Here is a 14,297-nt window from a genome sequence, read left to right as displayed (position 1 = left end):
GGCCGCGCGGGGATCACGTGGTGAGGGCGGCGCGGCGCCGGGCCGGGCGGAAGAGGAAAGCGGCGCCCACGCCGGCCACCAGGCCGACGAGGTGGCCCTGCCAGCTGACCGTGGTGTTGGCGGGGGAGATGCCGACCAGGACGGAGCCGCCCCAGAGGGCGGCGATCGTCAGGCCGACGGCGATGCCGAGGGGCTTGCGCTCCACGAAGCCGCGGACCACGAGGTAGCCGAAGAGACCGAAGACCAGTCCGGACGCGCCCGCGGTGACGGAGTTCGACGGGGAGATCAGCCAGACGCCGACGCCGTCGGCGAGGATGATCAGCGCGCAGACGGCGAGAAAGCGGCGGATGCCGCCGAGGGCCGCGACGAAGCCGAGGATCAGCAGCGGGACGCTGTTGGAGGCGACGTGTCCGAAACCGAAGTGCAGGAACGGCGCCGCGAGGATTCCGCCGAAGCTGTCCGTGTCGCGGGCGACGATGCCGTACGCGTCGAGCGCGTGGCCGGTGGCGAGGTCGACGGCTTCGAGGATCCAGAGCAGGGCCACCCAGCCCGCCATCAGCTGTATCGCCGCCTTCGCCCGGTCGGACGTACGCCACTGTGGTGTTTCGAGCTCTGTCATGGCCATCCCCCTGGGCTCTTCCGTCCTGTGTAGGGGAGAACGTACGGGACCCCGTGCGGAGTTCTCGTCCCGGGCCTCCGGATAGGCTCGTCGGCGTGGAGCCGGTAGAGAAGCAGCAGCGTCGTCCCTGGGTGGTCGGGGTGTCCGGGGCGTCAGGAACCCCGTACGCGGCCGCCGTCCTGAGGGGGCTGCTCGCAGCGGGGGAGAGCGTCGATCTGGTCGTCTCGCGTGCGTCGCGGCTGACGCTGCTCGACGAGACGGGGATCGCGTTCCGGGACGCGCACTGGCGCGAGGACCTGGCGGAGTGGCTGGCGCGGGGCGCCGACGGGAAGCCGGGGACGTTCGCTCCCGACATCGACGACGTGCGGTACTGGAGCGCCGGGGATCTGGCGGCGGGGCCGAGCAGCGGATCGTACCCGGTGAAGGGGATGCTGATCGTTCCCGCGTCGACCGCATCGGTGGCGGGTGTGGCGCTGGGGCTTTCGAAGGACCTGCTGCAGCGGGCGGCGAGCGTGATGCTCAAGGAGCGGCGGCCGCTGGTGGTCGCGGTGCGGGAGACCCCGCTGAGCGGGCAGACGCTGAAGCATCTGGTGGCGCTGGACGAGGCGGGCGCAGTGGTGCTGCCCGCCTCTCCGGCGTTCTACGCGGGGGCGACGCACATCCAGGATCTGGTGGACTTCGTCGCCGGGCGGGTGCTCGACGCGGCAGGGGTGCCGCACCGGCTGTACCGCCGTTGGGAGGGAGAGCTCGGTGGAGCTGCCTCCCGGGGGGATTAGCGCTTCTTGGCGGCGCGCTTCCTGGCGGCGCGCTTCGAAGCGGACGGCTGGTGGGCACGCGAGCGGTTGGCCAGGTCCTGCAGCTCGCGCATACGGGCGTAGGCCATCTCGATCGTGTACACGGTGAACACCACTCCTGAAAGATCGTCTTTGATCAACTGAAAGATTCGCAGGGTGTCGGCCCTGCATGCCTTAGATTCTATACCTATACTCGCGGTATCGCTGGACAATGGAAGGCTTCATACCTATGGACGCCGTGGACAGGCAGCTCATCCAGGCCCTCCGGGAGAACGGCAGGGCCTCGTACGCCGAGCTCGGCCGCCTCGTCGGGCTCTCCGGCCCCTCCGTCACCGACCGCATCAACCGGCTGGAGGCGGCGGGCGTCATCACCGGCTACCGCGCCACCGTCGACGCCGCCTCCCTCGGCCTGGGCGTCACCGCGCTGATCGGCATCTCCCTCTCCGACGCCGCCGACCACGAGGACGTGGCCCGCAGGCTGAAGGACCTCGCCGAGATCGAGGACTGCTGGTTCATCGCAGGCGACGACTCGTACATGCTCAAGGTGCGGGTGGACGACGTCGACGGACTGGAGAAGACCATCCGCCGGCTCTCCGGCACCAAGGGCGTCTCCCGCACCCGTACGACGATCGTGCTCTCCACCAAGTGGGAGAACCGGGTCGGGGATCTGCCCGAGGAGGGCTGAGAGTACGGTGGGTGGAGCCTGAAATCGTCAGACATGGGAGGCGGCCGCATGGACGCGGGACTCAAGCGCGAGCTGGAGCAGAAGGTCCGTTCCGGAGAGCGGCTGAGCCGCGAGGACGGCATCGCTCTGTACGAGTCCGACGACCTGGCCTGGCTCGGCGGCCTGGCCCACGAGGTCCGGACCCGCAAGAACGGTGACGTCGTCCACTTCAACGTCAACCGCCACCTCAACATGACGAACGTGTGCACCGCGTCCTGCGCGTACTGCTCGTTCCAGCGCAAGCCGGGCGAGAAGGACGCGTACACGATGCGCATCGAGGAGGCCGTCCGCCTCGCCAAGGCGATGGAGAACGAGAACCTCACCGAGCTGCACATCGTCAACGGGCTTCACCCCAACCTGCCCTGGCGCTACTACCCGCGCTCGCTCTCCGAGCTGAAGAAGGCGCTCCCGAACGTCTCGCTCAAGGCGTTCACCGCCACCGAGATCCACCACTTCGAGACCATCTCGGGCATGTCGGCCTCGGACATCCTCGACGAGCTCATCGAGGCCGGCCTGGAGTCGCTGACCGGCGGCGGCGCGGAGATCTTCGACTGGGAGGTCCGCCAGCACATCGTGGACCACCGCACCCACTGGGAGGACTGGTCCCGGATCCACCGCCTGGCGCACGAGAAGGGTCTGAAGACCCCCTCCACGATGCTGTACGGCCACATCGAGGAGCCGCGCCACCGCGTGGACCACGTGCTGCGGCTGCGTGAACTCCAGGACGAGACCGGCGGCTTCCAGGTCTTCATCCCGCTGCGCTACCAGCACGACTTCGTCGACATGCAGGACGGCAAGGTCCGCAACAAGCTCCAGGCGCGCACGAAGATGGCGACCGGCGCGGAGGCCCTGAAGACCTTCGCGGTCTCCCGGCTGCTCTTCGACAACGTGCCGCACGTCAAGGTCTTCTGGGTCATGCACGGCGTCCAGACCGCCCAGCTGGCGCTCCAGCACGGCGCGGACGACATGGACGGCTCGGTCGTCGAGTACAAGATCACGCACGACGCGGACAACTACGGCACGCCGAACAAGCTGGGCCGCGAGGACCTGCTCGAGCTGATCCGGGACGCCGGCTTCCGTCCGGTGGAGCGCAACACCCGGTACGAGATCATCCGCGAGTACCCGGGCCCGGACGCCGACCGCCGCGAGTCGCCGCAGCCGATGCGCGTCTGACGCGACGGGTGCCGGATTGATCGATTTCGGCACATGTTTCACTGTTCGGAGTCCACAGAAAGGGGCCGTCGTGTCCGCCAACGGCACGGGTGCAGCCACCCTCAGGTACACCCTCATGCGGCTCGGCGTCTTCGTCGGCTGCTTCTTCGCCCTGTGGGGTCTCGTCTACGTGGGTGTGCTGCCGCGCGGCCTCGGTGACTCGAACCTGCTCTGGGTCGTGCTGCTCGCCATCGTGATCTCCGCTCCGCTCAGCTTCGTCCTGCTGCGCCGGCAGCGCGACGCGATGTCCGAGCAGATCGTCGCGAAGGTCGACGAGGCGAAGGGCCGCCTGGAGGCCGCCCGTTCGCAGGAGGACGCGGCGGCATAAGCGCCACGTAAGCTTCCTCACACACGTACACCCCTGTCAGGGGCCTCGAAGGCTCCTGACAGGGGTGTTCTGCGTTTCGCAGGCGTGCCGGGCTCCACGCACCTCAAAGAACAGCTTTGAGTATCTCAAAGTTCAAGTGTTAACGTGTCGCCCATGAAGACAGCAGTGCGCCTCCCCGATGCCATGAGCACCCCGCTCGTGGCGCGCCTGCATGTCGATCTGTGCCGCTGTATGTCCGCGGTCTGTTGCCGCGAGCTCTGACCCCGGCAGCCATGCAGCGGCGCCGCCCCCCTGTGCGCGGGCGCCGCGTTCCGTTCCCTCCCCCTTGAACGCACCCGTGGAGTGTGTCCGTTGTCCGCGTCCAAGCGCATACCCAAGTTCCCGTTCTGGGCCCAGATCGTGGCCGGTCTGGCCATCGGCGTCCTGCTCGGCTGGCTCGCCCGAAGCCAGGACATCAACTGGCTGAAGGAGACCCTGACCCAGGTCGGCGGCATCTTCGTCCAGCTCCTGAAGCTCGCCGTCGCGCCGCTCGTCTTCTTCGCGATCCTGGTCTCGATCACCAACCTGCGGAAGGTCAACAACGCGGCCCGGCTGGCCGCGCAGACCCTCATCTGGTTCATGATCACCTCGCTGGTCGCGGTCGCCATCGGCCTCACCATCGGCCTGATCACGAACCCGGGCGCCGGCACCGGCCTCACGCCGAAGGACGGCAAGCTCCCCGAGCACCAGGGCAGCTGGATCGACTTCCTGACCGGCATCATCCCGACGGACGTCATCACGCCGTTCACCGAGCTGAACGTCCTGCAGATCGTCTTCATGGCAGCCGTCGCCGGCATCGCCGCCCTCCAGCTCGGCGAGAAGGCCCAGCCGATCCTCACGCTCTCCGAGTCGGTCCTGGAGCTGCTGCAGAAGGCCCTGTGGTGGGTCATCCGCCTCGCCCCGATCGGCACGGCCGGCCTCATCGGCAAGGCGATCGTGACGTACGGCTGGGACCTCGTCGGCAAGTACGCGACGCTCACCGCCGACATCTACATCGGTTGCGCGCTGGTCCTGTTCGGCGTCTACCCGCTGCTGCTCGCGACGGTCGCCAAGGTCAACCCGATCCAGTTCTTCAAGGGCGCCTGGCCCGCCATCCAGCTGGCCTTCGTCTCCCGCTCCTCCGTCGGCACGATGCCGGTCACGCAGCGGGTCACCGAGCGCCTCGGCGTCCCGAAGGAGTACGCGTCCTTCGCGGTGCCGTTCGGCGCGACCACCAAGATGGACGGCTGCGCCGCGATCTACCCGGCGCTCGCCGCGATCTTCATCGCGCAGATCTTCGACGTGCAGCTGGGCATCAAGGAGTACCTGCTCATCGTCTTCGTCTCGGTCATCGGCTCGGCAGCCACCGCCGGCCTGACCGGCGCGACGGTCATGCTGACCCTGACCCTCTCGGCCCTGGGCCTCCCCCTGGAGGGCGTCGGCCTCCTGATGGCCATCGACCCGATCCTGGACATGGTCAGGACGGCCACGAACGTGGCCGGTCAAGTTGTAACTCCTGTGCTCGTGTCGGCCCGGGAGGGCATCCTCGACCAGGACAAGTACAACTCGGCTTCGGCCTCCCCGATCGACGAGGCGAAGCCGGCCGACGTCGAGCGTGAGGTTGCGGTGCCTGTCGCTGCGTAAGATCTGCGTTGCAGTGGCTGAAGCGCCCCAGACCTTGGATGGTCTGGGGCGCTTCAGCGTGCATCCTGGGACGTATGCAAGGCAGTCCCATCGCCTGATCAGTGGGCTCTACGTGTCCGACGGCTCTGCGATGCCGAGCCGCTGCCTTGCGGCGGGTGACAAGCGATCCTTGACAACTCTGGCATTCACCCAGCTGAAGGAAAGATCGCAAGTCTTGTCGTCCAACCTGCGCAGGGTGATCTCGACCTGTCGGTCATTGAGGTTGATGGCTCGGGGCAGCGACACCTTTCCAGCCACGGATTCCGGGCCGGGCGTGTCGTTTTTGACGACGAACCGGGCTAGTGCGAGCTTTCCCAGCGCTAGCCTCACTTCAACGGAGGAACCCGGACATCCGTTGGCGCTCGCAGAGCCATCCAAGTCGACTATGGCGAGTTTCTCTTTGTTCCCAACAGTGAGAGCCGTCTTCCAGCGGGAACTCTGCGGCAGCTCCCATTGCAGTCTAAAGCTGGGCGTGCACGCGGCGGGCGTGTTTGCGTCACACGGCGAGATGATATAGAGCTCTGGCTCGGCCCAGGAACTGTAGGACAGTGGGACTTGATTGATCTGTGTAAAGAATCCGTTGACCAATAAGAGCCCGAACATCGCGAGTCCGATCTGAGCGCCGCTGGGTGCCAAGGGCAGTAGGATCTTCCAATGGCTGCCACTGGTCCACGGGCGGCGCACCGAGCGAGGGGTTCGGTGGTGTTCGTCAGTCAGTTGGGTCTGGATTCGGGCATGGTTGAACTGGTAGACGGCTCCGTTCTGGCGTAACACCCCAAGGGAACGGGCGTTATCGAGGAATTTCAGCAGCGGCCACGGTAGCCGACGTGTCAACGAGAACCAGGTGCGCGATACTTGGTATGAACCCCATGTCGACCCAAGTAGCGTGGCGAGTCCTGCGGATCCTCCGGCGAGAAGCCCGTGGCGCCAGGCCTGTGCTGATCCTGCATCCAGCATTCCTATCAGTAGAAGACCTACGGCTGTAGTTGTGCCACCGGCGGAGATGAGGCCGGCGAGCAGGCCGATGCCTGCGTATTGGGGAAGGGTGCTTTTCGGATCGTGGTGGGCATCCTCTGCGATGTGAACCTGTCGGAGTTCCTCTCTCACGGCGGTGTGTGCCAACCACCCTGCAGTCCCAGCAGCGAGGCCGCAGGAAATGCCGACGAGCGGTCCGTACAGTGCAAAGAACAGCCAACCCCAGACCAATCCGAAGGCGGTTCCCGCCAGCGGTCCGGTAACTCTGGCGTTAATTTGCCACCACGCGAAGTCGAATGTTCCGTCGCGCCACATCTGTTGTGCGATGGTAGTTAGATAGCGCCGTGCAGAATCGACCTGGCGTTTACTGATGGTCGGCTCGGCGTACACGGTGTGAAGGTAGCTGTCTAGCAGGTGTGACTCAATTGCCGCAGGAGTGGGGAAGCGATCCGGTTTCAGCAGGTCGCGAGGGTCGTTCTCGATTCGCCGGCAGACAGTCAGCGCCAAGTACAGCATCAAGGGAGAAGACAGCGCCTTCGTCAAGGCAGAATCCGGATTCTTCTCCAAGTGGTCGTGGACAGGGCCCCAACGGCTGTCTCTGGTAACCGTCGAATCTCTCAGGTAGGTAATCGCCTGGTCAGGTGTGACGGCTTCAAGCTCCACAGCGATGGCTCTGGTGAGGTGGGTCCCAGTACGTGTGATGCTCTCGTACTCCGATGCGCGGCAAGTCACCAGCAACCAGAGACCCTCGGCGATGGCTGCATCGATGGCTTCAACGGCCAAAGCATGCAGAGCCTCTGGCAACTCATCCAAGCCGTCCAGTATCAGCATGATCCTGCGCTCGCTGATGAGCCTCTTTGTGACGTCCTTGCCGAACTCTCGCTCATCCGCAAGGTCTGGGCAGAACGTTGTGATACGGCGCGTGATCCAAGTGAGTAGCCTGATCGTAGGCCGCCAGGATGACAGCGGCAGCAGAACTGGTACGGGATCGCTAGGACGCGTTGATTGGAGAAAGTCCCAGGCCAGCAACAGGGAGAGGACGCTCTTGCCTGCACCGGGTGGGCCCAGCACCACTAGTTGGTGATCCGGCAGCTCACGGAGAAGGGCAGGTATATCGGCGAGATTGCCACTCTGGGGCAGATCCGCGGCCTCTCGTGCCGCCTTGCGTGACTGGACCTGGCGTTCGGTAAGCGACCAGCCGACCTGAATTGGATCAGGCTGCTTGAGTCTCCGCCGTGCGATCTCTGTCTCAAGGCTGGCCTGTACATTCCCCCGAAGTCTATGGACGGCCTGGTTCAGATCGTCCTCTGCCGAGCGGCGCGTGCTTTGGATCATGGTCACAGAGCCATGGACCACCGCGTTCCCGATCTCCTGCTTGAATCTGCGACGCATACGCCCCCCAGGTGTGCAGACTTGGATCTGTCATGTTACGTACGCCGCAGGGAGTTGAGAGATGCAGTTGGCTACCAAGCGTGCGCTGGCCGCGGGGGCAACGGTTGCGGTGGCAGCGGCAGTCAATGTGTCAACAGGCATGCTGACGCAGAAGTGGTCTCTGGCGTGGGGGGCATGCGCAGTCGCACTGGTGATCGTTGGTGTCGGTCTGCAAGTCTGGCTGACACATAGCGAGGCCACACCAAGCGCCCGCCAGCACATTGAGGACGTCCAAGCTGGCTCGGTGCACATGGAGATGGGGGGATCCGGCGAGCAGGTAGTGAAGCGGGTTAAGGCAAAGCGCAAATTCACCCAGCGTCAAGGGTGACCAGAACCGCCCATTTTGGTGAGCTTGTCAGCTATGCCGGAAGGCTGGCTACGGCCGCGTGGTCCACTTGGGCCCGGTTCCTCGAATGAAACCGGGCCCAGTCATTGGATGTCAGTGATCAGAACGGAAGGCCTGGGGTGCTCGCGCCGCGGGTGATGGTCACCTTGATCTCGCCGTGGCCGGCCTCGTCACCGATCCGGAGGGCCGCTGCCTTTCTGAGGTTGGCGGCCTCGCGGCGGTCCCGGTCGTACTGGACGCACGCGTTGAGCAGGAAGAGCCATCCGGCGTCGACGAGGAGCTCACGCGGCTCGTCGCAGCTGTCATCGGCATCGACCCACACGCTGCCCTGATCTACCTTGCTGATCACATCGACCCCTGTGCTCGACCAGTACCAGCAGAGGAACCGACATGCGGCATCTCACCCCGGCCTTCGCCCTCGGCGCCCTCAACCGCGGGAAGCAGATCGAGCAGTTTCTCGGCTCCATCGAAAGCGGTAGCCGCCACGGGCTCCGATGGATCGCCCTCAGTCCCGGCCGGACAGGGACCAGTGTCTTCCTGAGCGACGTCGAGGACGCCGGCACCGACACATTCCTCGACATCACCGAGTTGCGACCCATGGACCCCGAAGAAGAGACCTGGGGACGCGAGATCGCTGTTCTGCCCACCCCCGAGGAGGCCCTGTACCTGGCCGAGCGCGACTTCGCCGCAGACCCCCGGCGCTGGGTCAACCAGGGCCTGGTCTGCGATGAGTACTACGACTTCTGGACCGCGCGCCGAACGAACCCGTGACGTTTCGACGGTGCCTCACAGGGGTTGGCCGGAGCATGTTCGGTTCGGAGAGCGTGTGGGGCCACGAACGTGGCCGGTCAGGCGCTGGTGCCGGTGGTCGTGTCGGCCCGCGAGAAGATCCTGGACCTGGACAAGTACAACTCGGCTTCGGCCTCGCCGATCGACGAGGCACAGCCGGCCGACGTCGAGCGCGAGGTCGCGGTGCCCGTCGCCGCGTAGGACCGACCCGCACCTCGCATCGCCAGAAGCGCCCCGGATCTTCGGAGATCCGGGGCGCTTCTGCACGCGAGCCCGGAGCACCCCCCGAACCATGATCACCCTCCTGCGTGGGGGTGGTTCAGGTGCTGTTAAGGTCGCGCGCACCTGTACAAGGGGGGTAATTCACTTTGCGACACACAAACAGAAGAATCGTCACTGCGGCGCTCGTTCCGACGCTGGCCCTGGGGGGGATCGGCCTCGGAACCGCCGCAACCGCCGTCCTCGCGACGGCCGGAGTGGCTGCGGCGGCCCAGTCGGGGGCGTGGAGCACGCCCACGCCGATGCCGGGCATCGGTGACGGCATGATCATCAAGGACCTCGTGACGAGGGCGGACGGGTCCGCGGTGGCCGTCTGGTACCACCGGGCTCCCGGATCGTCGACAGCCGAGCTCCTGACCTCGATCCGGCCCGCCAAGAGCACCGTCTGGGACAAGCCCGTCCAGCTGGACATGGTCCGGGCCGAACTCGACAGCGTGCGGCTGTGGCCGGCATCGGACGGTTCGGTGTCCCTGACGTGGGTCGGCGGCCTGTCGTCCCCCACGACCACCGTCAACACGGCGATGCTCGCCAAGGGCGCGACGACCTGGTCCCAGCACGCCGACATCGCCTACGGTTCCGGTTTCTCCGAGGTCGGCTTCGCCCATGACCCGGCCTCGGGCAAGCGGGTGGCCGTGTGGCGACGCGCCGCGGACGACAGGCTCTACGTCTCCGAGAGCGCCGACGGCCGCGCATGGTCCGAGCCGGTCGCCGGCGCCACGACCACGAGCGGGCCCCAGGTGGCCGTGGCCCCGAACGGTACCTTCACCGTCGCCTGGTTGGGACGCGACGCCGATGGCCGTTCCGGCGTATTGGCCATGGACAAGGCGCCGGGGGCCGCCCGGTGGGGCAGCACGGTGTCGATCGCCCCGCCGGACGAGGGCGGTGCGCCCCTGCTCGCCGTCGGCGCTGACGGCACGGCGGCCCTGACCTGGACCACCTACGGGGGTGGGGACGACAGCTCGGGTGAGGATGCCGGCTACGTAGTCACCGCCGTCCGCCCTGCGGGCGCCACGGCATGGAGCGCCCTGGAGAAGTCCGGGTACGGCGGCCGGACTTATGTCCAGGCACCGCTGATCGGCGCGAACGGCGACGTCACTTTCGTGTGGTCCGCGCATTACAGCGACGGGGTGTCGGTCAGCTCCGTCACGCGGACGGCCGGCGGTGGCTGGAGCGCCATCCAGCCCCTCGGCCAGGGCTGGATCACCGACATCGACGCGAGCATGGGCGCGGACGGCACGATCCAGGTCGGCTGGGCGCAGAGCAGCGGCACCAGCGGCAGGGACTTCTTCACCGTGGCCCGGATCGACGGCGTCTGGGCCGCCGGGCCCAAGCGGCTCAGCACCGCCTCGACCTCGACGGCGCAGGGCGCCGTCGCCGTGGGCCCCGACGGCAATGTGACCGCGGTCTGGGCGCAGGGCGCGCAGCTGTACGCGGCCGGCACCGGGCTCGTTCCGGTGCCGCCCAGGTTCCGTGACTACGCGGGCTGGAGCGGCAACCCGGACCTGTACTCGCGGAGCACCCGGGGTGGGCTGGTGGTCCACCACGGGAACGCGAACCAGACCCTGTACGTGAGGTCCGACGGCGGGAGTTGGCCGACCTCGTCGCTCGTGCTCCCCTTCGGGGACCTGGACCGGGACGGGTGCAACGACACCCTCGTGCGCACCGGCGCGGGCGCGCTGTACCGCTACAGCCCGGCCTGCGGCCAGGCCGTCACCCCGACGTCGCCCGCCACGAAGATCGGCAGCAGCGGCTGGGGCGCGTTCGACGTGCTGACGTACTCCGGCGACTTCACCGGGGACCGGCTGCCGGACCTGGTCGCCCGTCAGGCCTCCACCGGAGACCTGTACCTGTACCAGGGCACGACGACCGGCCGCGTGTCCAAGGTCGGGAAGATCGCGACGGGCTGGAAGACCAGGACGGTCGTCGGCTCGGGCGACCTCAACGGCGACGGCCACGCCGACCTCGTGGCCCGTACGTCCACCGGCTCCCTGTACCGGTACTTCGGCACCGGCGCCGGGGCCATCGGCTCCGGTGTGAGGGTCGGTTCGGGCTGGGGCGGCATGGTGGACATCGTCGGCATCGGTGACCTGACCATGGACGGCAAGAACGACCTGGTCGCCCGCAACACCGCCGGTGACCTCTTCCGCTACGCCGGTACGGGCACCGGAGGCTTCGGCGCCGGAGTGAAGATCGGCACCGGTTGGCAGTACGAGGCGAGCATCCGCTAGCAGTCGGTCCGCGGTGGTTAAGGGGGCAGGGCGGTCCGCCCTGCCCCCTTTCCCGCGCCGTCACGCACCGAACCGATGCTCACCTTGCGCCGAGTCGTCTCAGCTCGGCGGCGAGTTCGGAAAGTCCGTTCTCCTCGGCCCCGGTGATCATGATGTCCAGATACGCACGGGGCACATCGGACGGAACCTCGGGCACGGTGGAAACGGGAACGTGGGTGTAAGCCTCTTTATGTATTCCGTCGAGCTTGATTCCCACACGTTCGGGTCTGTACCCGCCTTGCTCGATCGCATCAAGTCGTTGTTGGTCCGGTACGGTCATCTCGTACGCGACCCCGACCACGTGTGAACCGTCATTGTCGCTTCTCTGTATGCCGGCGGCGAGGCCGTCCAGATGAGGCGCCGGAACACAGAAGCTTCGCCGCCATCCATACAGGTGCGCGATTCCGAGCGGCCGTGCACTCGGGCACCGCTCTCGCATCTGTTCGCCGGACATGTTGGAGCCGTAGGCGAAATAGATCGGTGCATTGGCGAGCTTCCGCACCTCGTCGCCGGTCATCCGGTGGAGGATCCGCACGTGTTCCTCGAACTGCTGCTGCAGGCTTATCGCGAGAGCCGGCTGACTGCGCAGGAACAACGCGGCAGCGCCCCGATGGCGCGGGCCGCCCGCGGTGAGCTCGTGGGACTCAAAGAGCAGCTGGATCACGGGGGAGGAGCCGTACGCGTCGATGACCGCCACGTTGACCAGTGGATTCTCGCTGTAGCCGGCGAAGATCCTGAGGTGCTCGGGATAGCGCTCGGTCAGATCGGCGTACGCTTTCGACCATTTCTCGCTCGCCGAGGGACTCGATTGGATCCTCGTCACCTCGACGCCATTGCGCAGCGCCGTCTCCTCGGCGCGTATCAGGTCGTTGATCACTCTCTCGTGACGGGGCCGGGCGAAACCTCGCCCGGATCGGTAGATGCTCTCCTCCGCCGCGATGATGCTCTTCGTCAAGGCCTTGTAGAAGGAGTCCTCTCCCTCCGGGGACGACAGGTCGAATGTCTCCCACTGCTGAGTTTCGCGGCTGTTTCCCGGCGGGTCGTCCCTGCGTCTACGGCGGCGGACCTCCACGGCCACATAGATGGCGACCGCCGCCAGGCCCGCCAGAGCGCCGATCCCCTGCCACGCAGGGCTGGCCAGGATTCCTTCTGCGAACTCCTGCATGGCGCGCCCCCCATGTGCGTGTCTGCGTGGGTTCATGGTGGCAGCGTCGGGGCTGCCACGCCATAACCCGGCGGATCCCTGATCGGCGATGTGCCCCCCGCCCCCGGGTGGGCACGGGGCACGTACGCTTTCGGGCGGAGACACGACAGCGGGTGGGGGCGGAAGGATGTCCGACGTGGGCGGCGCGAAGGCCAAGCGGATGCCGCGGGCGGTGCGCGAGCGGCAGATGATGGACGCCGCCGTGCAGACGTTCGGGCAGCGGGGGTACCAGGCCGCCTCCATGGACGAGATCGCCGAGCTGGCCGGGGTCTCCAAGCCGCTGGTGTACCTGTATCTGAACTCCAAGGAGGAGCTGTTCGTCGCGTGCATCCGGCGCGAGGCGAAGGCGCTCCTGGACTCCGTGCGGGCCGCGGTCGAGCCGGGGCTGCCGGCCGACAAGCAGCTGTGGGCGGGACTGCTCGCCTTCTTCACGCACGCGGCCGAGAACCCGGACGGCTGGGCGGTGCTCAGCCGGCAGGCGCGCACGGAGCCGTTCGCGGCGGAGGCCGCGCTGATGCGGGACGAGATCGTCGCGTACGTGGCCACGCTGATCGGTGCCGCGGCGGAGGAGACGCACCGGCAGACCCAGCGCGACCCGGAACTCGCCGAGCGGGACGTGGCCGGCCTGTCCCAGGCCCTCGTCGGCGCGGCCGAGTCGCTGGCGATCTGGGCCAACGAGACGCCGGGGATGACGGCCTGGGAGTCTGCGGCGACGCTGATGAACTTCGCCTGGGCGGGGCTCGGCAACCTCATGCGGAACGAGCGCTGGTCTCCCCGATGAGGTGCACCCGGTCCCCGCTGCGCAGCTGGAACCGGCCGCTCGCACGGCCTGCGACGCCGCCGCCCGCGTCGCCGTCGGCCGCGGACGCGTAGGTCACGACGGCCGGCAGGAGGACGGGCGCGCGGAACTCTGCGCGGACGTGCGTGACCGCGCTCGCGCCCCGGTCCCTGTCCCGGTCCTGGTCCAGCTCGGCCAGGCATCGCGCGAACGTCCACATCCCGTGCGCGATGGCCCTCGGGAAGCCGAACGCGCGGGCGGTGAGCGGGTGGAGGTGGATCGGGTTGCGGTCCCCGGACACCGCCCCGTACCGCCGCCCCAGGTCGGCGGGCAACTGCCATTCGGCGACGGCGGGGAGGAGCGGGGCGGCAACGGGAGCCTCGGTGTCCGGGTACGGCTCCGGGCGCGCGTGCCGCGCCAGGTAGCCGCTGCGCGACTCCCACACCCGCTCGCCCGCGACCCGCGCCTTCGTCACCATCGTGACCTCGGTGCCGCGCCGGTGCGGCGCCAGGGACTCGGCGTACACCGTGATCTCCGGCCGGTCGTCGGACGTGAGCGGCGCGTACCGCTCGATCGTGATCCAGGTGTGCACCAGTCCGAGCAGCGGCAGCGGGAAGTCCCGCCGGCTCATGATCCGCATGGCGAGCGGGAAGCCGAGCAGGTGCGGGTACGGGAGCGGCAGTCGTGGGTCCGGCGCGAAGCCGCACAGTTCTCCGTACCGGGCCAGGCGGTCCCGGGGTATGTCCACCGGGCCGCGCGTCAGGCGTGCCTCGGGGAGGCCGGCCGCCGCGTGCGGGCGCTTGAAGGGTGAGGTGACGACGCCCTCCGCGAGGGCGAGCAGGGTGCGCAT

The 14,297-nt window shown here is 67.5% G+C and carries 15 protein-coding genes and 1 pseudogene; 10 read left to right on the top strand and 6 right to left on the bottom strand.

Annotated elements, in window-relative coordinates:
• Window positions 1–13: 13 nt before the first annotated feature.
• A complete protein-coding gene (locus R2D22_RS16000; protein WP_318104112.1) occupies window positions 14–625 on the bottom strand; it encodes a rhomboid family intramembrane serine protease in 612 nt (203 codons plus the stop codon).
• 89 nt (window positions 626–714) lie between these two features.
• Here R2D22_RS16000 and R2D22_RS15995 point away from each other — a divergent pair, with 89 nt between their 5' ends.
• Entirely contained in the window at window positions 715–1,395 is a 681-nt protein-coding gene (locus tag R2D22_RS15995) for a UbiX family flavin prenyltransferase (RefSeq protein WP_318104111.1), read from the top strand.
• Here the strand turns inward: R2D22_RS15995 and R2D22_RS15990 are convergent.
• Window positions 1,392–1,529, bottom strand: a complete 138-nt coding sequence (locus R2D22_RS15990) for a hypothetical protein (protein WP_318104108.1) — start codon at window positions 1,527–1,529, stop codon at window positions 1,392–1,394. The two genes, R2D22_RS15995 and R2D22_RS15990, sit on opposite strands and share 4 nt — an antisense overlap.
• A gap of 113 nt (window positions 1,530–1,642) precedes the next feature.
• On the opposite strand from R2D22_RS15990, the gene R2D22_RS15985 reads away from it, so the two are divergent.
• The 4 genes from R2D22_RS15985 to R2D22_RS15970 all read left to right on the top strand — a co-directional run bounded on the left by R2D22_RS15985 (window position 1,643) and on the right by R2D22_RS15970 (window position 5,339).
• Window positions 1,643–2,098, top strand: a complete 456-nt coding sequence (locus R2D22_RS15985) for an Lrp/AsnC family transcriptional regulator (RefSeq protein ID WP_318104107.1) — start codon at window positions 1,643–1,645, stop codon at window positions 2,096–2,098.
• A gap of 48 nt (window positions 2,099–2,146) precedes the next feature.
• Window positions 2,147–3,310 carry an aminofutalosine synthase MqnE gene (mqnE, locus tag R2D22_RS15980; RefSeq protein ID WP_318104105.1) on the top strand — a complete coding sequence of 388 codons (1,164 nt, stop codon included), beginning with the start codon at window positions 2,147–2,149 and terminating at the stop codon, window positions 3,308–3,310.
• A 70-nt stretch (window positions 3,311–3,380) separates the two neighbouring features.
• Window positions 3,381–3,677 carry a DUF4229 domain-containing protein gene (locus R2D22_RS15975; protein WP_318104103.1) on the top strand — a complete coding sequence of 99 codons (297 nt, stop codon included), beginning with the start codon at window positions 3,381–3,383 and terminating at the stop codon, window positions 3,675–3,677.
• 342 nt (window positions 3,678–4,019) lie between these two features.
• Window positions 4,020–5,339, top strand: coding sequence for a dicarboxylate/amino acid:cation symporter (locus R2D22_RS15970; protein WP_411977028.1), 1,320 nt, complete (start codon window positions 4,020–4,022; stop codon window positions 5,337–5,339).
• A gap of 108 nt (window positions 5,340–5,447) precedes the next feature.
• On the opposite strand, the gene R2D22_RS15965 is transcribed toward R2D22_RS15970, so the two are convergent.
• On the bottom strand, window positions 5,448–7,688 hold the full coding sequence (locus R2D22_RS15965) for an NACHT domain-containing protein (RefSeq protein WP_318109793.1): 2,241 nt from the start codon (window positions 7,686–7,688) through the stop codon (window positions 5,448–5,450).
• A gap of 118 nt (window positions 7,689–7,806) precedes the next feature.
• Between R2D22_RS15965 and R2D22_RS15960 the strand changes: the two genes are divergently transcribed.
• Entirely contained in the window at window positions 7,807–8,112 is a 306-nt protein-coding gene (locus R2D22_RS15960) for a hypothetical protein (protein WP_318104098.1), read from the top strand.
• Window positions 8,113–8,230: 118 nt separating this feature from the next.
• Here the strand turns inward: R2D22_RS15960 and R2D22_RS15955 are convergent, their stop codons facing one another.
• Entirely contained in the window at window positions 8,231–8,479 is a 249-nt protein-coding gene (locus R2D22_RS15955; protein WP_318104096.1) for a hypothetical protein, read from the bottom strand.
• Between the two features lie 41 nt (window positions 8,480–8,520).
• Here R2D22_RS15955 and R2D22_RS15950 point away from each other — a divergent pair, with 41 nt between their 5' ends.
• From R2D22_RS15950 to R2D22_RS15940, 3 genes and pseudogenes are all read left to right on the top strand, one after another.
• On the top strand, window positions 8,521–8,901 hold the full coding sequence (locus R2D22_RS15950; RefSeq protein WP_318104094.1) for a hypothetical protein: 381 nt from the start codon (window positions 8,521–8,523) through the stop codon (window positions 8,899–8,901).
• 60 nt (window positions 8,902–8,961) lie between these two features.
• Window positions 8,962–9,120 (top strand): annotated as a pseudogene (locus R2D22_RS15945) (dicarboxylate/amino acid:cation symporter); the annotation flags it as partial.
• Between the two features lie 320 nt (window positions 9,121–9,440).
• Window positions 9,441–11,426 (top strand): FG-GAP repeat domain-containing protein, encoded by a 1,986-nt coding sequence (locus R2D22_RS15940; protein WP_318104092.1) that lies wholly within the window; start codon window positions 9,441–9,443, stop codon window positions 11,424–11,426.
• Window positions 11,427–11,505: 79 nt separating this feature from the next.
• Here R2D22_RS15940 and R2D22_RS15935 read toward each other — a convergent pair whose 3' ends face one another.
• Window positions 11,506–12,630 (bottom strand): gamma-glutamylcyclotransferase family protein, encoded by a 1,125-nt coding sequence (locus R2D22_RS15935; RefSeq protein ID WP_318104089.1) that lies wholly within the window; start codon window positions 12,628–12,630, stop codon window positions 11,506–11,508.
• Between the two features lie 175 nt (window positions 12,631–12,805).
• Between R2D22_RS15935 and R2D22_RS15930 the strand changes: the two genes are divergently transcribed.
• On the top strand, window positions 12,806–13,450 hold the full coding sequence (locus R2D22_RS15930) for a TetR/AcrR family transcriptional regulator (protein WP_318104088.1): 645 nt from the start codon (window positions 12,806–12,808) through the stop codon (window positions 13,448–13,450).
• Here R2D22_RS15930 and R2D22_RS15925 read toward each other — a convergent pair.
• Window positions 13,419–14,297 carry a MaoC family dehydratase gene (locus R2D22_RS15925; RefSeq protein ID WP_318104087.1) on the bottom strand — a complete coding sequence of 293 codons (879 nt, stop codon included), beginning with the start codon at window positions 14,295–14,297 and terminating at the stop codon, window positions 13,419–13,421. The genes R2D22_RS15930 and R2D22_RS15925 overlap by 32 nt on opposite strands.

It is taken from the genome of Streptomyces sp. HUAS YS2 (assembly GCF_033343995.1).
Lineage (GTDB): Bacteria > Actinomycetota > Actinomycetes > Streptomycetales > Streptomycetaceae > Streptomyces > Streptomyces solicathayae.
This window is presented reverse-complemented; position numbering and strand designations above follow the sequence as displayed.